Genomic DNA, 17,875 nt, shown 5'->3' on the forward strand with positions numbered 1-17,875 from the left:
GCACGAAGGCCGGCGGCTCGGAACGCAGTACTAAAGAACTCGGTTACATAAGCATAACTTAATATACCTGGATTGTGGCCAAACTCCGGCCAACCACTTGGTTTCACGCAATTCCGGACGGAAAACCGCTCAACACTTTTCCTGTAATTGCTCGGCCCTACATGGCGCCAGCTTCGTCCTCGAAACCGTCGTCGCCATTGCCCTCAGAGCCACCATTTTCGAGGAATTTCTCGGCGATCAGTCCGGCATTCTGCCTGAGCGCCAGCTCGATCTCGCGTGCCGTGTCGGGATTGTCGCGCAGGAACAGCTTGGCGTTCTCGCGCCCCTGGCCGAGGCGCTGCGAATTGTAGGAGAACCAGGCGCCCGACTTCTCGACCACGCCGGCTTTGACCCCGAGATCGACGAGCTCGCCGGTCTTCGACACGCCTTCGCCATACATGATGTCGAACTCGACCACCTTGAAGGGGGGGGCCAGCTTGTTCTTGACCACCTTGACGCGGGTCTGGTTGCCGACGACCTCGTCGCGGTCCTTGACCGAACCGATGCGGCGGATATCGAGGCGCACCGAGGCGTAGAATTTCAGCGCATTGCCGCCGGTGGTCGTCTCGGGCGAACCGAACATGACGCCGATCTTCATGCGGATCTGGTTGATGAAGATGACCATGGTGTTGGAGCGCGAGATCGAGGCGGTCAGCTTGCGCAGCGCCTGGCTCATCAGACGCGCCTGAAGACCGGGCAGCGAATCGCCCATCTCGCCTTCGATTTCAGCGCGCGGCGTCAGCGCCGCGACGGAGTCGACGACCAGAACGTCGATGGCGCCGGAGCGCACCAGCGTGTCGCAGATTTCCAGCGCCTGCTCGCCGGTGTCGGGCTGTGAGATCAGGAGGTTCTCCAGGTCGACGCCGAGCTTGCGGGCATAGACCGGATCGAGCGCATGCTCGGCATCGACGAAGGCGCAGATACCGCCCTTCTTCTGGGCTTCCGCAACCGTGTGCAGCGCCAGCGTCGTCTTGCCCGAGCTTTCCGGCCCGTAGATTTCGATGATGCGGCCGCGCGGCAGGCCGCCGACGCCGAGCGCGATGTCGAGGCCGAGCGATCCCGTCGGCACGGTTTCGATCTCGACAACCTGCTCGTTGGCGCCGAGCCGCATGATCGAGCCCTTGCCGAAGGCGCGCTCGATTTGCGACAGCGCCGCATCCAGAGCCTTTGATTTGTCCACTGCCTTATCCTCTACAAGCCGCAAAGTATTCTGAGCCATGATACATCACCCCTTGGTCGTCAATGAAGGCCGGACAATCCGTGATCCCTGTTGGTTTGTACCTTTTTTGTTCTCATTTGGCAAGGGGCTACAACCAACTGAAAAACAATCAATATCTGGATTTGTTCTATTTTTGTCTCATCAGGGCTAGGGTGGAGCAGGGCCACCGGTCCAGAAAAGATTTCGATATCCGCCCGCCCGAATCGCGGCCGCGATTGCCGGGCGATGCGCATAAACCTAGTGTGCGCAGCCGCACGATCAACGAAAGTCACTGATCCCACATGCCGACATCCCCGAATATCCTGGCGCTGGGCGGCGCCCATATCGACCGGCGCGGCCAGGTCTCGGGCGCCTATGTGCCCGCGGCTTCCAACCCCGGCATCATGCGCGAGGATGTCGGCGGCGTAGTTTTCAACGCGCTGCGCAGCGTGGTCAAGCGCGGCGTGTCGGCCTCGCTGATCTCGGTGCGCGGCGGCGACGCTGCGGCGGACACGGTCGCCTCGGCGATCGACGGTGCCGGGATAGTGGACCTCTCGGTCGTCTTTCTCGATCGTACGACGCCAAGCTACACAGCGCTGATCGACGCCGACGGCGAATTGATCGTCGGGCTGGCCGACATGGCGCTTTACGATCTTGCCTTCCCCAAACAGATCCGCCGCGCCAAGGTGCGCGAAGCAATCGCCGCCGCCGACGCGATCCTGTGTGACGCCAACCTGCCGACCGCGGCGCTGGAACGCCTGCTGGCGCTGGCCGGCGGCCGGCCGGTCTTCGCCATCGCCGTGTCGCCGGCCAAGGTCGTTCGGCTGGCGCCGCTGCTTAACGATCTGTCGCTGCTTTTCATGAACCGCCGCGAAGCTGCCGCGCTGGTCGGCGCCGAGCCATCCGGCGAAACCCCTGTCCGTCGGCTCAGGCAGGCCGGCCTGAACGCCGGCGTCGTGACCGCCGGCAGCGCTCCCGTGCTGGGCTTCGACGACACCGGCATGTTCGAAATCGACCCACCGGCGCCGCGCAAGGTCGCCGACGTGACCGGCGCCGGCGACGCGCTGACCGGCGCAACGGTCGCCGCCTTGCTGCGTGGCCTGCCGCTGCGCGCCGCGCTGCGCGAAGGCGTTGCCGCGGCAATGCTCGCCATCGAGAGCCCCGAGGCCGTGCCGTCCTTCACGACGGGCAACTTCACGCAGGCGCTTGCCCTTGTGCCGGAGCCGCGGGAAGTGGCATAGGGCACCAAATAAGCCGGAGCAAACCTCTCGCTCGGAGACAGCCATGACGCCGCAGACCGCCCGCCCCTTCGTCGACATCCATCCGCCCGTGGCGGAAGCGCTTGCCGCCGGCTGGCCCGTGGTGGCGCTGGAAAGCACCATCATCACCCACGGCATGCCCTACCCCGACAATGGCGCGATGGCGGCCAAGGTCGAGCAGATTATCATCGACGGCGGCGCGGTGCCGGCGACGATCGCCGTGGTCGACGGCCGCATCAAGATCGGCCTGTCCGATGGCGAGCGCGAATCGCTCGCCATGACCGGCGATGCCATGAAGCTGTCGCGCGCCGATATCGGCTTTGCCGTCGCGCAAGGCCGGACCGGCGGCACCACGGTGGCCGCCACCATGATCGCCGCGCATATGGCCGGCATAAAAGTGTTCGCCACCGGCGGCATCGGCGGCGTCCACAAGGGCGCCGAGAAAAGCTTCGACATCTCGGCCGACCTCGACGAACTGGCGCGCACGCCGGTCATCGTCGTCTCGGCCGGCGCCAAGGCGATCCTCGACATCGAAAAGACGTTGGAAGTGTTGGAAACGCGCGGTGTGCCGGTGATCGGCCATGGCTGTGAGACGATGCCCGCCTTCTGGTCCAGGCATTCGCCCTTCCGCGCGCCATTGACGTTGCATGCGCCTGAAGACATCGCGCATTTCTACCGCACGCGCCAGGCGCTGGGCTTGGGCGGCGGCATCCTGGTCGCCAACCCGGTGCCGCAGAATGACGAAATTCCGGCCGCGGAGATGGACTTCTATATCCAGGCCGCGCAGAAAGCGGCCGAGGCACAGAACGTCAGCGGCAAGGCGGTTACGCCGTTCCTGCTGTCGAAGATCCTGGAACTCACCGGCGGCCGCAGCTTGAAGACCAACATCGCGCTGGTCGAGAACAACGCGCGGCTGGCGGCGGAGATCGCGAAAGCGTTGTAACAGTCAATCGCGATAGCCGAGTTCCGTCACACCCCCCTCTGGCCTGCCGGCCATCTCCCCCGCAAGGGGGGAGATCAGCAGTTCGGCTGACGGCGCTCTTCCTGTAACGCTGGCGATTGGCGAAAGCGGCGGCGACGTCCAATCTCCCCCCTTGCGGGGGAGATGTCCGGAAGGACAGAGGGGGGTGGGCGGGAACTCGGCGTTTGTAAAAACCGCCTGAACTCAAACGCTACTTCCCCGCTCTTCGCCCCGCCTCATAGGCGCGCCGCGCCCATACCGCCATTTCGTCGGGATCGTCGAAAGCGTCGTCGGGAATGCTCCAATAGGGCATCGCGACCTCCTTGCCGTGCCTTGAGCCCGTATAAGTCCATTGGCTGCAACCCGCGGCCTCGAAGTCGGGCGCGCTTTGCTCGTCTGCCTTCAGCATCAGCTCACCACGCACGACAATCGCGACAATGACGCCATCGCAATAGATGCCCTTGCCGCCAAACAGCTTTCGGATGCTGATCGGGCCCAGGCTGTCGAACAGTTCTTCAAGGCGGGCATTGTCCATGCCGCAATCATCTCACCCGGCATGGGCCTTGTCATCGTTGCAACCAAAAGCATGCTGACAGGTTGAGACCTGCAAACGGAGTTCCCACCATGCCTGTCCTGCTCAAAGGCTCCTGCCGCTGCGGCGCCGTCCGCTTCGAGGTGGAAAGCCACACGCCGGTGCCGTTCATGCTCTGCTACTGCTCCATCTGCCGCAAGCAGCAGGGCGGCGGCGGCTTTGCCATCAATCTCGGCGCCGACTACGAAACGATGAATATCAGGGGCAAGCGCAGCCTCGGCGTCTTTCGCGCCGAGATCGAGGATGACGAGCATCCGCATTGCGAAGTCTCGACCGGCGAGCGCAATTTCTGCAAGAAATGCGGCTCGGCGCTCTGGCTCTACGATCCGACCTGGCCGGACCTTGTCCACCCCTTCGCCTCGGCCATCGACAGCGACCTGCCAAAGCCGCCGGAGAAGGTGCATCTGATGCTGAAATACAAGGCGAACTGGGTCGATCAGGTGATCGGCAAGGACGACAAGGTGTTCGACGTCTATCCCGAGGAATCGATCGCCGACTGGCACAAGCGCACGGGCATGTGGGTGGAGTGATTGTCTTCGCCCCGTTTACGGGGAGAAGATGCCGGAAGGCAGATGAGGGGCGGCGCGAACTTAAGAGAGGCTGGCGCTGCCCCGTCACTTCGTGACACCTTCTCCCCGTGAACGGGGCGAAGGAAAGGTTAGGCCGAAGTGCGCGCCTCGGCCAGGGCCTTCAAATCGGCCGGCTTCAGCTCGACGGACTCGCCGCAGCCGCAGGCCGAGCTCTGGTTCGGGTTCTTGAAGGTGAAGCCGGTGCGCAGCTTCGTCTGCTCGAAATCCATCTCGGTGCCGAACAGGAAGAGCGCCGCTTCAGGCGCGACATAGACATGCGCGCCATCGCGCTCGATATGGTCGTCCTTGGGGTTGGGTTCGGTCACCAGATCGACCGTATATTCCATGCCGGCGCAGCCGCCCTTCTTGATGCCGAGCCTGATGCCATGCGCGCTGTCGCGCGTGGCGACGATCTCGCGCACGCGGTCGGCGGCCTTATCGGTCATCGTGATGACGGCGAAGCGTCCCATGTCGTTCTCCAATTTCGCGCGGGTTCAAGGCCCGCGGAATGAGTCTGCCCTTAAGATGGTAAAGTTTCACCTAGGGTGCAAGTCAACCTCAATACCACCCAACCGCGACCTGCGCCTCTTCCGACATGCGGTCGGGCGTCCAAGGCGGATCGAAGGTCATGTTGACCTCGACACCGGAAACGCCCTCGACGGCGCCAACGGCGTTCTCGACCCAGCCCGGCATTTCGCCGGCCACCGGGCAGCCCGGCGCGGTCAGCGTCATGTCGATCTTGACCGAGCGGTCGTCCTCGATGTCGATCTTGTAGACGAGGCCAAGCTCATAGATATCGGCCGGGATTTCCGGGTCGTAGACGGTCTTCAGCGCCGAGACGATGTCGTCGGTCAGCCGCGCCAGCTCGTCGGCAGGGATGGCCGAAGCCGAGACGATGCCGTTGCCTGCCGTTTCCGGGCCGGCGGTTTCTGGAGCAGTCTCTGCGGTGGTGCTCACATCATCCATAATCATCACCCGAAGAACTTTCGCGCCTTTTCCAGCGCCTCGGCCAAGGCATCGACCTCGGCCCTGGTATTATACATGCCGAACGATGCCCTGCATGTGGAGGTCACGCCGAAGCGTTTCAACAGCGGCTGGGCGCAATGGGTGCCCGCGCGGACCGCCACGCCTTGCCGGTCGATCACCATCGACACGTCATGGGCATGGATACCCTGCAATTCGAACGAGATGATGGCGCCCTTGCCGGGTGCGTCGCCGAAGATGCGCAGCGAGTTGATGGCACGCAGCCGTTCATGCGCGTAAGCCTTCAGGTCCGCCTCATGCGCGGCGATCCGGTCGCGGCCGACCTTCTCCATATAGTCGAGCGCGGCGCCCAGCCCGATCGCCTGCACGATCGGCGGCGTGCCGGCCTCGAAACGGTGCGGCGGCTCGTTATAGGTGACGATGTCTTCCGTCACCTCCTCGATCATCTCGCCGCCGCCCATGAAGGGCCGCATCTCTTCCAGCATATGCTTCTTGCCGTAGAGCACGCCAATGCCCGACGGACCGTAGACCTTGTGGCCGGTGAAGACGAAGAAATCGCAATCGAGATCCTGCACGTCGATCGGCATGTGCACGGCGCTCTGGCTGCCGTCGACCAGCACCGGAATGCCGCGCGCATGCGCGATGCGCACGATCTCCTTGATCGGCGTCACCGTGCCTAGCGCGTTCGACATCTGGGTGATGGCGACAAGCTTGGTGCGGTCGGTCAGGCGCTTCTCGAATTCCTCGATATGGAAGGCGCCGAGATCGTCGACCGGCGCCCAGACCAGCTTGGCGCCCTGGCGCTCGCGGATGAAATGCCACGGCACGATGTTGGAGTGGTGCTCCATGATCGACAGCACGATCTCGTCGCCCTCGCCGATCCGCGGCATGCCCCAGCCATAGGCGACCGTATTGATCGCCGACGTGGTGTTGGAGGTGAAGACGATATTGTCGGTGCTGGACGCATTGAGAAAGCGCTGCACCGACCTCCGCGCGCCCTCATAGGCATCGGTCGCGGCATTCGACAGGAAGTGCAGGCCGCGATGGACGTTGGCGTATTCCTGGGAATAGGCGTGGTGGATCGTGTCGAGCACCACCTGCGGCTTCTGCGCCGAGGCGCCATTGTCGAGATAGACCAGCGGCTTGCCATAGACCTGGCGCGACAGGATCGGAAAATCGCGGCGGATCGCCTCGACGTCATAAGGTGTGGTTTCGATCTTCTGGTCCATTTCGAAGTCCTTGCCGGCCAAAGCCGCGATCCTTCCAACACCCCGCTCGGCGCTGCGCGCCGATCCACCTTCTCCCACAAGGGGAGAAGGAACGCTCTTACCCGTGCGCCAAGAACCAGCCGTCGAGCCGCGCTTCAAGCGCTTCGACCAGCGCCTCGTCATCCAGTTCCTCGATCACTTCGGCAACGAAAGCCTTCACCAGAAGGCCGCGCGCGGTCTTCTCGTCGATGCCGCGCGCCATCAGGTAGAACAGATGGTTGTGGTCGATCTCGGTGACTGTCGCGCCGTGGCCGCAGACGACGTCGTCGGCGAAGATTTCCAGCTCCGGCTTGGTCGAGAACTCGCCGTCGTCCGACAGAAGCAGCGTGTTGCAGGCCATCTTGGCGTTGGTCTTCTGCGCATATTGATGCACGTTGATGCGGCCCTGGAAGACGCCCCGCGCCTTGCCGGTCACCACATTGCGCATCACTTCGGTCGACGTCGTGTGCGGCACGGCATGGTCGAGCACCATGGTGGTGTCGGTATGCGTATCACCGGCCAGAAGGTTGATGCCGCGCAATTTGAAATCGGCGCCTTCGCCCGTCGTCCTGACGACGACCTCCTGGCGAACTAGCCTGCCACCGGCATTCATGACGAACAGCGTGAGCTTCGCATCCTTGCCGATATGCGCCTTGAACTGGGCGAGATGCGTGGCCGTGTCCGGCTGCTCCTGAACGATCAGCCAGGTCACCTCGGCGCCTTCGTCGAGGACCAGTTGGCTGACCGAGCTGACGAGCGCCTCGCCGTCTTCGCTTGCCTCGCCCGTCTGGCGTTCAACGATGATCGCCCTGGCGCCGGCGCCGACACGGGTCAGTAGCCGCACATGCGCCTGGCCGCCGGCCTGCAGGTTCTGCAACTCGACCGGCTTTTCCAGTTGAGTGCCGTCGGCAATATCGACGAAATAGCCGTCGGCGACGAAGGCGGTGTTGAGCGCGCCAATCGCGTCGTCGGCGCCATAGGGGTCGAGCCCGGGCGCCACGCTGCCATCGGTGAGCTTCTCCGACAGGCGCTGCACCGTGACGCCTTCGATCTCCGGCACCTTGGCATTGGAGACGCCGTTGAGCACCGGCAGCACGGCCGACCCTTCAAGAACCGGCGCGAGCGCTTTCACGACGACACCGGCCTCGAAAGCCGGCACCTTAGTCAGCAGTCGGCGCAGGTCCGTATAGTGCCAGGATTCGACGCGGCGCGTCGGCAGGCCGTGCTTGATCGCCTCGATCGCGTCGTCGCGCTTGACCATCACCGCGCCGTCGCCCGGCAACAGCGACAACCGCTCGCCGAAGGCATCGATCAGCGCCGTCTCGGCCAGTGTCCGCTGTGGCTGTGCATGCATGTTCATCGCTCTTGCCTCGACTGCTCCCATCTCACGCGGCTTGCCCGATCACGCCGGCATAGCCGTTGGCCTCGAGATCGAGCGCCAGCGACTTGTCGCCCGACTTGATGACCTGGCCCTTGTAGAGCACATGCACAGAGTCCGGCACGATGTGCTGGAGCAGGCGCTGATAGTGGGTGATGACGACGATGGCGCGGTCCGGCGAGCGCAGCGCGTTGACGCCGTCCGAGACGATCTTCAGCGCGTCGATGTCGAGGCCGGAATCGGTCTCGTCGAGCACGCAGAGCTTTGGCTCCAAAAGCTTCATCTGTAGGATCTCGGCGCGCTTCTTCTCGCCGCCCGAGAAGCCGACATTGAGCGGCCGCTTCAGCATCGCCATGTCCATGTTGAGCGAGGCGGCGGCGTCCTTCACCCGCTTCAGGAATTCCGGGATCTTCAGCGGCTCCTCGCCGCGTGCCTTGCGCTGCTCGTTCATCGCCACTTTCAGGAATTCCATCGTGGCCACGCCCGGTATTTCCATCGGATACTGGAAGGCGAGGAAGATGCCGGCGGTAGCGCGCTCGGCCGGATCCATCTCGAGGATCGACTGGCCATTGTAGAGGATGTCGCCTTCGGTGACCTCATAGTCCTCGCGGCCGGCGAGGATATAGGACAGCGTCGACTTGCCCGAGCCGTTCGGCCCCATGATGGCGGCGACCTCGCCGGCTTTCACCGTCAGGTCCAGGCCGCGGATGATCTCGGTGCCGTCGTCGACGATGCGGGCGTGCAGGTTCTTGATCTCAAGCATTTTCGTTCCGTTCCAAAATTTGTCCGTTCAAATTCAATGCCAGCGCCAGCGCCAGTCGCTGTCGGTCTTGGCTTTGATGAGCGGGATGATTGCGCCGGTCAGGGCAACGACAACAAGCACGACCAGCCACGCGGGCGCGCCAAGGCGGAGCAGACCCACCGAAAGGGCGACCTCGATCAATATCCAGACGACCATGAAAGCCCAGCCTTTCCAGTTGTCCGGCGTGGCGCCATAGCCGACGCGCTTCGGCCTGAACCATTTGTCCGTGGTCATCCAACGCTTCCTTCGAGGCTGATGCCGATCAGCTTCTGCGCCTCGACCGCGAACTCCATCGGCAATTGCTGGATGACATCCTTGACGAAGCCGTTGACGATCAGCGCGATCGCTTCCTCTTCGGGGATGCCGCGCTGCATGACGTAGAACTTCTGGTCCTCGGAGATTTTCGACGTCGTCGCCTCGTGCTCGAACTGTGCGGTCGAGTTCTTGGCTTCCATGTAGGGCACGGTGTGCGCGCCGCACTGGTCGCCGATCAGCAAGCTGTCGCAGTTGGTGAAGTTGCGGGCATTGGCCGCCTTGCGGTGCGCCGAGACCTGGCCGCGATAGGTGTTCTGCGAGAAGCCGGCGGCGATGCCCTTGGAGATGATGCGGCTCGACGTGTTCTTGCCGAGATGGATCATCTTGGTGCCGCTATCGACCTGCTGGTACCCGTTCGACACCGCGATCGAATAGAACTCGCCTTGGGAATCGTCGCCGCGCAGGATGCAGCTCGGATATTTCCAGGTGATCGCCGAACCGGTCTCGACCTGCGTCCACGAGATCTTGGAGCGGTCGCCGCGGCAATCGCCGCGCTTGGTGACGAAATTGTAGATGCCGCCCTTGCCCTGGGCATCGCCGGGGTACCAGTTCTGGACCGTCGAATACTTGATCTCGGCATCGTCGAGCGCGATCAGCTCGACCACCGCCGCGTGAAGCTGGTTCTCGTCGCGCTGCGGCGCCGTGCAACCTTCGAGATAGGAGACATAGGAACCCTCCTCGGCGATGATCAGCGTGCGTTCGAACTGGCCGGTGTTCTTCTCGTTGATGCGGAAATAGGTCGACAGCTCCATCGGGCAGCGAACGCCCTTCGGCACGAAGACGAACGAGCCGTCGGTGAACACGGCCGAATTCAGCGTCGCGTAGAAATTGTCCGAGGTCGGCACGACCGAGCCCAGATATTTCTTCACCAGTTCGGGATGCTCGCGGATCGCTTCCGAGATCGAGCAGAAAATGACGCCGGCCTGCGCCAATTCCTTCTTGAAGGTGGTGACCACCGAGACGGAATCGAACACCGCGTCGACCGCGACGCGGCCGGACTTGTAGACGTTGTCGCCGACCTCTTCGTCATCCGCCGCCTCGGTCTTCTGCACGCCGGCCAGGATTTCCTGCTCCTTGAGCGGGATGCCGAGCTTCTCGTAGACCTTGAGCAATTCGGGGTCGACTTCGCTCAGCGACTTCGGGCCCGGCGTGCTCTTCGGCGCGGCGTAGTAGTGGATGTCCTGGAAGTTGATCTTCGGATAATGGACGCGCGCCCAGGTCGGCTCCTCCAGCGTCAGCCAGCGCCGATAGGCGCCCAGACGCCATTCCAGCATCCAGTCCGGCTCATCCTTCTTGGCCGAGATGAAGCGAATAATGTCTTCGCTCAGGCCCTTGGGGGCCTTGTCCATCTCGATCTCTGTCTGGAATCCGTATTTATACTGGTCGACGTCGATCTTTCGGACTCGATCGATCGTCTCCTGCACAGCAGGCATAAGCGTTCTCCATCCACGCCGGGGTCAAGGCCCGGCAGTTTTCAAACTATGGCACCGCTGTAATCGCCCTTGGCAGGGCTCGCAACGGAGTAAGTTCCATATAGTGCGTGTCCGCCGGAAATTCACCCGGCCAGGACAAAACGCACGGCTCTACCAGGCCCAGGGCCTGAATTCATCTTCGAGCAACGGAAATCCGAGAGCCGTAAGGCGTCCCGCTCCGATGCTCCACCGCCGTCAGGCGGCTTCTTCCTTGCCCGCGCGGCGGGCGACGATACCCGCCAGCGCTGCCCGGAACGCCTCGATATCCTCGGCGCCGGTCGCGCAACCGATCGAAACGCGCAAGGCGCCAAGGCTGTCGCCATGGCCCATCGCCTTCAGCACATGGCTTGGCCCGACTTTTCCCGACGAGCAGGCCGAGCCCGCCGACAAGGCGACGCGGGCAAGATCGAAAGCGATCTGCGCCGTCTCGGCCTTGACGCCGGGAATAGCGAAGAATGTCGTGTTGGCAAGCCTTGGCGACGCCGCTCCAAAGATTTCCGCGTCGGGCGCGAGGTCGCGCACGATCGCCTCGACCTCGTCGCGTCGGCGCGCCATGGCGTCCATGCCGTCGAGACCGGTCAGCGCGAAACGCGCGGCGGCGCCGAAACCGGCGATCCCGGCAACGTTTTCCGTGCCGGCGCGGTGGCTCTTCTCCTGGCCGCCGCCATTGACCAGCGGACGCGGCATCATCAAATCGGACGCGGCAACGATCGCACCGACGCCTTTCGGCCCGCCGATCTTGTGCGAGGACAGGATCAGATAATCGGCATAAGGAACTGACATATCGAGCGGAATCCGCCCGGCAGCCTGCACGGCGTCGACCACCAGCACCCCGCCGGCGGCCTTGACGATTTCGGCGATGCGCTCGACCGGCTGGACAATTCCGGTCTCATTGTTGGCGGCGTGGATCGCCACCAGCGGCAGGCCGGCGGCCTTGTCATGCGCGGCAAGCGCGGAGGAAAGCGCATCGAGATCGGCGATGCCGTTCCGGTCGACGCCGAGCTTCGTCACCTGCGCCGCCGCAAACCGCCCGCCATTCAGGATGCACGGATGGTCGGCCGCCGAGACATAAAGGTGGCTCATGCGGATGGCGCCGCGCCCCATCTGCCAGTCGGGTCCAAGCAGCGTCGAGGCAGCTTCGGTGGCGCCGGAGGTGAAGACGACGTGCTCGGGCCTGGCGTTGACCAGCCGCGCCACGTCGCGGCGCGCGTCCTCGACCAGCCGGCGCGAGGCGCGCCCCTCGGTGTGGACCGATGACGGGTTGGCGGCATCGAGCGCAGCGACCATCGCCGCCCGCGCTTCCGCAATGAGCGGCGCGCTGGCGTTGTAGTCGAGATAGGCGCGGGTTGCGGCCATTTTCGCTCAGTTCGTCCTTCCGCCGACTATCCCGCGAGGATAGCGCGTTATTTCCTTGAAATTGCAAGGCAAGCCGTCCTATTTACCCGGCTTGCGGCGCGGGCGGCCGGACCATCGGGTTTCGGCCTCCCAGTTTTGAACAATTCTAAACTAGCTTCTAGGAAGACGCTCGCCCGGCGTCAAGGCCGCAGAGGTGTGGGGCCGCAGGAGAGTTGGGGCCAGAACAGTTCCGGGCTAGCGCATTCATATGCCACGTGGAGTATTTTATGCCTGAGGTCATTTTCGCCGGTCCGGCCGGTCGCCTGGAGGGACGTTACCAGCCCTCGAAGGAAAAGAGCGCCCCGATCGCCATCGTGCTGCATCCGCACCCGCAATTCGGCGGCACGATGAACAACAAGATCGTCTACGACCTCTTCTACATGTTCCAGAAGCGCGACTTTACCGTGCTGCGCTTCAATTTCCGCGGCATCGGCCGCAGCCAGGGCGAGTTCGACCACGGCACCGGCGAATTGTCGGATGCGGCCGCCGCGCTCGACTGGGTGCAGTCGCTGCATCCGGATTCCAAGAGCTGCTGGGTGGCCGGCTATTCGTTCGGCTCGTGGATCGGCATGCAGCTTCTGATGCGCCGTCCCGAGATCGAGGGCTTCATCTCGGTCGCGCCACAGCCCAACACCTATGATTTTTCATTCCTGGCGCCCTGCCCGTCATCCGGTCTGATCATCCATGGCGATGCCGACAAGGTGGCGCCGCCCAAGGACGTGCAGGGCCTGGTCGACAAGCTGCACACGCAAAAGGGCATCACCATCACCCAGAAGACATTGCCCGGCGCCAACCACTTCTTCGCCAACGATTCCGAACTGCTCATCCAGGAATGCGCCGATTATCTCGACCGGCGCCTGGCGGGTGAGTTGGCCGATCCGCGACCGAAGCGGCTACGCTAGCGCAAAGGACCGCCTAATCCGCCTTTAGCGGGCCGGCTTGGGCGGCTATAGAAGTCCTGCCTTGCGACGCGTTGGACGGTCCCAGCCGGAATGTCCGCTTGCGCACCGGCAGCCTGGAACTCGTCTGGCCGAAGATGAAACCGAGCCGGGCGAACACCAGCCCCGAAAGTATTGCAAACGCCAGCCCGAGGCCGAAGCCTGCAACCGTGTCGCTTGGATAGTGCGCGCCGACGAAGACTCGTGTCGAAGCGATGCAGGCCGTGACCGCAAGCGCGATATACCAGCGCCGTGGGAACAGCAGCAGCAGGATGCCGAAGATCGCGCCCATCGTCGTGGCATGGCCGGATGGAAAGCCGGCAAAGCGCGCGTCCATGGCGAAGGGATGCAGCGACAGGACGCCGAAACTGTCGAAATAAAGCGGCCGGGCCCGGCCGATGCCGTATTTCAGCAGGTTGACCGCCAGGCCGGACAGGCCGACGGCGCACAGCACCAGGAACGCGAAACACGTCCAGTTATAGACGACCATCCGGCCACGCCGGGACAGGCCGCGCCAATCCGTAAGATTGGCGGCGACGAGGCAGAGCGCCGCCGGAATGAGGTACCAGCCGCCGAGGCCGAATTGCGTGAAGAAATCGGTGAAGCGCACCAAGCCAGGGGACCATTCGCCGCGCATCTCGCCAGCGCTGGCATCGAGGCCCAGGAAGACCGCCACGGTAAGCAGCAACCAGGCCAGCAGCCAGGCGCTCCATAAAATTCTCGGATAGCGCGCCGGGCGCACGGCAAAGCGCCGCATCACGATCGTCATCGTGTCGCGGAAATTGCCGAGCGAGCGGCGATAAAGGGCAAGGGGCGCGGCGGACATGGCTTTAGCGCGCTTATAGGGACATTCGATGTCCGACGCTATTCTTCACGGCGCCACCCGGTAAAGGCCGAGCGAAAGCTTGTCTCCCGACGAATAGTTGATGCCGTCGATCTCGGTCAATCGCTTCGCCGACTTGCCCTGGGCGGCCACCGCATCGGTGAGCTTCTGCTCGTCCTTGATCGGTGCCAGGCCAAGCGCGCAGGACGGATCAGCCAGCAGATGCCGCGCGACACCGTCGACGTCGGTGAGCACGGTGTTGGTGCCGACCAGGAACACCAGGCTCGGCTCCTGGAATCTCGCCGAGGCAAGCACGGTGGTATCGCACAGACGATTGGCGTCGACAGCGGCTCTGACCGCGGGGCTCAGCCAGATCGGTTTCAGCGACGGCGCGATGACGCCGAACAGCAGGCTGAAGGTGATGCCGGCGCCGACCGCGATCGCCGCGATGCGCCCAAGCGGCACCTGCAATTGCCGCGGGAAGGCAAGATAGCCGGTGACCAGAGCGGCGATCGCCGCCGGTATGCTCCACCAGGAGAAGGTCTTTGCCAGATAGAGCGGTGCGCCTATGCATACCACGGCAAGGCCGATCGCCACCACGGCAAGGCCGAAGGCCGTCGCCCACCACAACCATGTCTGCCAGCGCTTGAGCGGCGCGTTAGCCTGCTCCGCCGGCAAGGTGAGCAGCCAGCCGACCAAGAGCGCCATGCCTGGATAGGCCGGCATGACATAATGCGGCAGCTTGGTCGGGATCGCCTCGAAGACCAGCCAGAACGGGATGTACCAGGCCAGGCAGAAGCGCAGGCGCGGATCGTCCCAAAAACGGTTGATCGCCTGCAAGCCGGCGCCGACCGCGATCAGGCCGAACGGCCACATGAACAGCGAATAGGTCAGCATGTAGAAGCCGGGCGGCAGGCCGTGCGATTCCTCGCCTTGCGCCACCTTGTTCAGCATGTCCTTGCCGAGCGCCTCCTGGAAAAAGGCGCCGCCGCTCTTCCACGTGATGAGGAAGAGCCACGGCAACACGATCACCAGCACGATGACGACGCCGCGCGCCAGCTTCATCTTGAGTAGCCAGCGCCAGTCGCGGTCGAAGGCAACAAGTGTCGCGGCCGTAAGCAGCGATAATAGCGGCGAAACGGGACCCTTGATGAGGATGCCGAGCCCCTGGGCGATCCAGAAGATCCATGGCAGATGCCCTGGAACCGGCTCGTTGCGCTTGGCGGCCAGATAAACCTGTGCCAGCGCACCCTGAGCCGCCACGCAACAGGCTAAAAGCATTGCGTCCGTCTTGGCGTCGCGCCCCTCGAAGGCTGTGGCGAAGATCGCCGCCATCATCAGGCCGGCGGCCAGCCCGGCATTGGCGCCGAAGAGTTTCGTGCCCGTCCAGCCGATGCCGACGACGGCGAACGCGATGCCCAGCATGGAGACAAGGCGATAGACCCAGATCGGCGCAGCCGCACCCTCGCCGCTCAGCGCCACGGCCGCGGACTGCAGCCAGTAGATGCCGATCGGCTTCTTGTAGCGCGTGACGTCCTGCAGGCGGATATCGACATAGTCGCCGGTCTCGACCATCTGCTTGGTCGCCTGGACGAAGCGGGATTCGTCACGGTCCACCGGCGGCAGGCTTGCCAGGCCGCTGACGGTCATGACGATGCTGAACAGAAAGAGGAAGAGGTAGTTCCTGTTCATCGCGGGAGCTCGTCCGATCTGAAACTGCGGGATGGCCCCGTCGCGGCGCTTGTCTTTGCGCGGCGCTTCATTACGCCAGCAAAAAGGGTGAAGCAAGGACGGCAGCGTCGCTCGCGATCGGACGCAAAAATGGAAACCACTTTTGCTATCCGCGCATTTGAGTGGCGGGCGATCGAACGCAAAACCGGATTCCACTTTTGCTGATCGCCGGTCTTTTGTTTGGCGGGCAATCGGACGCAAAACCGGAAACCACTTTTGCTGATCGCCCGCGGATGCTAAACGCGCGCCTTCATATCAAGCTTGGCTGAATGCCCAGCGATCTCCAGGAAGAAAAAATGTCCGCCTTCAAATCCGATTTCCTGCGCATCATGAGCGAGCGCGGCTTCATCCACCAGATTTCGGACGAATCCGCCCTCGACCAGCTTTTCGCCAAGGAAACGGTGAGCGCCTATATCGGCTTCGACGCCACCGCCAAGAGCCTGCATGCCGGGTCGCTGATCCAGATCATGATGCTGCACTGGCTGCAGCAGACCGGCCACCGGCCGATTGCGTTGATGGGCGGCGGCACCTCGATGATCGGCGACCCCTCCTTCAAGGACGAGGCGCGCAAGCTGCTGACCCCTAAGGATATCGACGACAATCTCGTCGGCATCCGCCGCAATTTCGCGCCCTATTTGACGTTCGGCAGCGGCCCGGGCGACGCGGTCATGGTCAACAACGCCGACTGGTTGATGGGGATCAACTACGTCAACTTCCTGCGCGATGTCGGCCGGCATTTCTCCGTCAACCGCATGCTCGCCTTCGATTCCGTGAAACTCAGGCTCGACCGCGAGCAGTCGCTGTCGTTCCTCGAATTCAACTACATGATCCTGCAGGCCTACGACTTCGTCGAGCTCTACAAACGCGTCGGCTGCCGGCTGCAGATGGGCGGCTCCGACCAATGGGGCAACATCGTCAACGGCATCGACCTTGGACACCGCATGGAAGGCGTGCAGCTCTTTGCCATGACCACCCCGCTGCTCACCACCTCGTCGGGCGCCAAGATGGGCAAGTCGGCCTCGGGCGCGGTCTGGCTCGATAGCGACATGCTGTCACCCTACGAGTTCTGGCAGTATTGGCGCAACACCGAGGACGCCGATGTCGGGCGCTTCCTGAAGCTTTACACGACCCTGCCCCTGGACGAAGTCGCGCGGCTCGCAAAGCTCGGCGGCTCGGAGATCAATGAGGCGAAGAAAATCCTCGCCACCGAGATCACCGCCATGCTGCACGGCCGCGAGGCGGCCGAGACGGCGAGCGAAACGGCGCGCAAGACCTTCGAGGAAGGCGCGCTCGCCGACACGCTGCCCAGCGTCGAGGTGGCCCGGTCCGAGCTGGAGGCAGGCATCGGCATCCTGGCGCTGTTCGTGAGCGCCGGGCTCGCTGGCTCTAACGGCGAAGCGCGCCGGCATATCCAGGGCGGCGCCGTGCGCATCAACGACCAGCCGCTGACCGACGATCGGCGCGTGGTGGCGCTTGAGGACCTGGCGGAAGGCGTCGTGAAGCTTTCGCTTGGCAAGAAGAAGCACGTGCTGGTGCGGCCGACCTGACCATCTGGCAGGCGCGCGACACTCGGATCACTCGCAATCGCGACAGCTTTCAGGGTTCGCGAACCAGACCTGGCACACTTTACTTTGAAAACGGCGGCCGGACGTCATGCGACCGATCATCCGGCCGGGGGATTCCTAGACTAGGCAGGTATCAGGATGGCGATGCGATGCACCCCGACCTCCTTGCTTGTATTCGTCGCCTCATCGGTCTTGCCCTTGGAGCAGGTGTACATGTCACCCGTCTTGAGCTTGAATTCCTTGTCTGCTTTCTTGATGGTGAATGCGCCGGACGTAATGGTGCATACCATGTCGTTGTCCATCATCATTTGAGGCGCGTGTGCGCCGGGCTGAAAGACCACATCGACAATCGCAATGCTCTTGTAGGCGGCAATGTCGGAATTGCCGGTGCCGACCTCAACCACTCTGACACCGGGCGCAATCTCCTTGCCTTCCTTCGGACCGTATTTCTTGGTCTTTGCAGACGCCGCCAGGGTGAACAAAGGCGATACCACGGCGGCTGTCACACCGAGAGCTATTGCAGACCTGCGATTCATGGTTTTCATCGCACCCTCCTAGATGCTGGTCGCGCACGAAAGTGCATGACCGGCATATATTAGCACAACCG

General features: G+C 63.3%; 18 protein-coding genes. 5 read left to right on the forward strand and 13 right to left on the reverse strand.

Annotated elements, in window-relative coordinates; genetic code table 11:
• Positions 1–157 precede the first annotated feature (157 nt).
• A complete protein-coding gene (gene recA, locus YU3_RS0111670; RefSeq protein ID WP_027166417.1) occupies positions 158–1,258 on the reverse strand; it encodes a recombinase RecA in 1,101 nt (366 codons plus the stop codon).
• A 281-nt stretch (positions 1,259–1,539) separates the two neighbouring features.
• Between recA and YU3_RS0111675 the strand changes: the two genes are divergently transcribed.
• Positions 1,540–2,478 carry a carbohydrate kinase family protein gene (locus YU3_RS0111675; RefSeq protein WP_027166418.1) on the forward strand — a complete coding sequence of 313 codons (939 nt, stop codon included), beginning with the start codon at positions 1,540–1,542 and terminating at the stop codon, positions 2,476–2,478.
• A gap of 43 nt (positions 2,479–2,521) precedes the next feature.
• On the forward strand, positions 2,522–3,439 hold the full coding sequence (locus tag YU3_RS0111680) for a pseudouridine-5'-phosphate glycosidase (protein WP_027166419.1): 918 nt from the start codon (positions 2,522–2,524) through the stop codon (positions 3,437–3,439).
• 229 nt (positions 3,440–3,668) lie between these two features.
• On the opposite strand, the gene YU3_RS0111685 is transcribed toward YU3_RS0111680, so the two are convergent.
• Positions 3,669–3,992: a TfoX/Sxy family protein gene (locus tag YU3_RS0111685; RefSeq protein WP_027166420.1), complete on the reverse strand. Its 324-nt coding sequence runs from the start codon at positions 3,990–3,992 to the stop codon at positions 3,669–3,671.
• An 89-nt stretch (positions 3,993–4,081) separates the two neighbouring features.
• Here YU3_RS0111685 and YU3_RS0111690 point away from each other — a divergent pair, with 89 nt between their 5' ends.
• Positions 4,082–4,579, forward strand: coding sequence for a GFA family protein (locus tag YU3_RS0111690; protein WP_027166421.1), 498 nt, complete (start codon positions 4,082–4,084; stop codon positions 4,577–4,579).
• Positions 4,580–4,707: 128 nt separating this feature from the next.
• Here YU3_RS0111690 and sufA read toward each other — a convergent pair whose 3' ends face one another.
• The 8 genes from sufA to YU3_RS0111730 all read right to left on the reverse strand — a co-directional run bounded on the left by sufA (position 4,708) and on the right by YU3_RS0111730 (position 12,172).
• Positions 4,708–5,088, reverse strand: a complete 381-nt coding sequence (gene sufA / locus YU3_RS0111695) for a Fe-S cluster assembly scaffold SufA (RefSeq protein WP_027166422.1) — start codon at positions 5,086–5,088, stop codon at positions 4,708–4,710.
• Between the two features lie 88 nt (positions 5,089–5,176).
• Positions 5,177–5,584: an SUF system Fe-S cluster assembly protein gene (locus YU3_RS0111700; protein ID WP_027166423.1), complete on the reverse strand. Its 408-nt coding sequence runs from the start codon at positions 5,582–5,584 to the stop codon at positions 5,177–5,179.
• 5 nt (positions 5,585–5,589) lie between these two features.
• Positions 5,590–6,831 (reverse strand): cysteine desulfurase, encoded by a 1,242-nt coding sequence (locus YU3_RS0111705; RefSeq protein ID WP_027166424.1) that lies wholly within the window; start codon positions 6,829–6,831, stop codon positions 5,590–5,592.
• Positions 6,832–6,928: 97 nt separating this feature from the next.
• Positions 6,929–8,209, reverse strand: a complete 1,281-nt coding sequence (gene sufD / locus YU3_RS0111710) for a Fe-S cluster assembly protein SufD (RefSeq protein ID WP_027166425.1) — start codon at positions 8,207–8,209, stop codon at positions 6,929–6,931.
• A gap of 25 nt (positions 8,210–8,234) precedes the next feature.
• The gene (gene sufC / locus YU3_RS0111715; protein ID WP_027166426.1) at positions 8,235–8,990 is read right to left on the reverse strand and encodes a Fe-S cluster assembly ATPase SufC; all 756 of its coding nucleotides are present in this window, start codon (positions 8,988–8,990) and stop codon (positions 8,235–8,237) included.
• Between the two features lie 33 nt (positions 8,991–9,023).
• Entirely contained in the window at positions 9,024–9,263 is a 240-nt protein-coding gene (locus YU3_RS0111720; RefSeq protein ID WP_027166427.1) for a hypothetical protein, read from the reverse strand.
• Complete coding sequence (gene sufB / locus YU3_RS0111725) at positions 9,260–10,777, reverse strand: Fe-S cluster assembly protein SufB (RefSeq protein WP_027166428.1); 1,518 nt, start codon at positions 10,775–10,777, stop codon at positions 9,260–9,262. The genes YU3_RS0111720 and sufB overlap by 4 nt, the downstream gene beginning before the upstream one ends.
• Positions 10,778–11,011: 234 nt before the next feature.
• A complete protein-coding gene (locus YU3_RS0111730) occupies positions 11,012–12,172 on the reverse strand; it encodes a cysteine desulfurase family protein (protein WP_027166429.1) in 1,161 nt (386 codons plus the stop codon).
• 266 nt (positions 12,173–12,438) lie between these two features.
• Here YU3_RS0111730 and YU3_RS0111735 point away from each other — a divergent pair, with 266 nt between their 5' ends.
• Positions 12,439–13,113, forward strand: coding sequence for an alpha/beta hydrolase (locus YU3_RS0111735; protein WP_027166430.1), 675 nt, complete (start codon positions 12,439–12,441; stop codon positions 13,111–13,113).
• Positions 13,114–13,126: 13 nt separating this feature from the next.
• On the opposite strand, the gene YU3_RS0111740 is transcribed toward YU3_RS0111735, so the two are convergent.
• Positions 13,127–13,975, reverse strand: a complete 849-nt coding sequence (locus YU3_RS0111740) for a phosphatase PAP2 family protein (RefSeq protein ID WP_027166431.1) — start codon at positions 13,973–13,975, stop codon at positions 13,127–13,129.
• 45 nt (positions 13,976–14,020) lie between these two features.
• Complete coding sequence (locus tag YU3_RS0111745) at positions 14,021–15,664, reverse strand: glycosyltransferase family 39 protein (RefSeq protein WP_027166432.1); 1,644 nt, start codon at positions 15,662–15,664, stop codon at positions 14,021–14,023.
• Positions 15,665–15,999: 335 nt separating this feature from the next.
• Here YU3_RS0111745 and tyrS point away from each other — a divergent pair, with 335 nt between their 5' ends.
• Complete coding sequence (gene tyrS, locus YU3_RS0111750) at positions 16,000–17,250, forward strand: tyrosine--tRNA ligase (protein ID WP_027166433.1); 1,251 nt, start codon at positions 16,000–16,002, stop codon at positions 17,248–17,250.
• Between the two features lie 140 nt (positions 17,251–17,390).
• Here the strand turns inward: tyrS and YU3_RS0111755 are convergent, their stop codons facing one another.
• On the reverse strand, positions 17,391–17,813 hold the full coding sequence (locus YU3_RS0111755; protein WP_027166434.1) for a hypothetical protein: 423 nt from the start codon (positions 17,811–17,813) through the stop codon (positions 17,391–17,393).
• Between the last annotated feature and the right edge of the window lie 62 nt (positions 17,814–17,875).

The organism is Mesorhizobium sp. WSM3224, from assembly GCF_000427725.1.
Taxonomy (GTDB): domain Bacteria; phylum Pseudomonadota; class Alphaproteobacteria; order Rhizobiales; family Rhizobiaceae; genus Mesorhizobium.

What these genes read in the sequence shown, in the direction of transcription:
- recA (WP_027166417.1), bottom strand. Translation starts at nt 1,258, where the DNA reads ATGGCTCAGAATACTTTGCGGCTTGTAGAGGATAAGGCAGTGGACAAA.
- YU3_RS0111675 (WP_027166418.1), top strand. Translation starts at nt 1,540, where the DNA reads ATGCCGACATCCCCGAATATCCTGGCGCTGGGCGGCGCCCATATCGAC.
- YU3_RS0111680 (WP_027166419.1), top strand. Translation starts at nt 2,522, where the DNA reads ATGACGCCGCAGACCGCCCGCCCCTTCGTCGACATCCATCCGCCCGTG.
- YU3_RS0111685 (WP_027166420.1), bottom strand. Translation starts at nt 3,992, where the DNA reads ATGGACAATGCCCGCCTTGAAGAACTGTTCGACAGCCTGGGCCCGATC.
- YU3_RS0111690 (WP_027166421.1), top strand. Translation starts at nt 4,082, where the DNA reads ATGCCTGTCCTGCTCAAAGGCTCCTGCCGCTGCGGCGCCGTCCGCTTC.
- sufA (WP_027166422.1), bottom strand. Translation starts at nt 5,088, where the DNA reads ATGGGACGCTTCGCCGTCATCACGATGACCGATAAGGCCGCCGACCGC.
- YU3_RS0111700 (WP_027166423.1), bottom strand. Translation starts at nt 5,584, where the DNA reads ATGGATGATGTGAGCACCACCGCAGAGACTGCTCCAGAAACCGCCGGC.
- YU3_RS0111705 (WP_027166424.1), bottom strand. Translation starts at nt 6,831, where the DNA reads ATGGACCAGAAGATCGAAACCACACCTTATGACGTCGAGGCGATCCGC.
- sufD (WP_027166425.1), bottom strand. Translation starts at nt 8,209, where the DNA reads ATGAACATGCATGCACAGCCACAGCGGACACTGGCCGAGACGGCGCTG.
- sufC (WP_027166426.1), bottom strand. Translation starts at nt 8,990, where the DNA reads ATGCTTGAGATCAAGAACCTGCACGCCCGCATCGTCGACGACGGCACC.
- YU3_RS0111720 (WP_027166427.1), bottom strand. Translation starts at nt 9,263, where the DNA reads ATGACCACGGACAAATGGTTCAGGCCGAAGCGCGTCGGCTATGGCGCC.
- sufB (WP_027166428.1), bottom strand. Translation starts at nt 10,777, where the DNA reads ATGCCTGCTGTGCAGGAGACGATCGATCGAGTCCGAAAGATCGACGTC.
- YU3_RS0111730 (WP_027166429.1), bottom strand. Translation starts at nt 12,172, where the DNA reads ATGGCCGCAACCCGCGCCTATCTCGACTACAACGCCAGCGCGCCGCTC.
- YU3_RS0111735 (WP_027166430.1), top strand. Translation starts at nt 12,439, where the DNA reads ATGCCTGAGGTCATTTTCGCCGGTCCGGCCGGTCGCCTGGAGGGACGT.
- YU3_RS0111740 (WP_027166431.1), bottom strand. Translation starts at nt 13,975, where the DNA reads ATGTCCGCCGCGCCCCTTGCCCTTTATCGCCGCTCGCTCGGCAATTTC.
- YU3_RS0111745 (WP_027166432.1), bottom strand. Translation starts at nt 15,664, where the DNA reads ATGAACAGGAACTACCTCTTCCTCTTTCTGTTCAGCATCGTCATGACC.
- tyrS (WP_027166433.1), top strand. Translation starts at nt 16,000, where the DNA reads ATGTCCGCCTTCAAATCCGATTTCCTGCGCATCATGAGCGAGCGCGGC.
- YU3_RS0111755 (WP_027166434.1), bottom strand. Translation starts at nt 17,813, where the DNA reads ATGAAAACCATGAATCGCAGGTCTGCAATAGCTCTCGGTGTGACAGCC.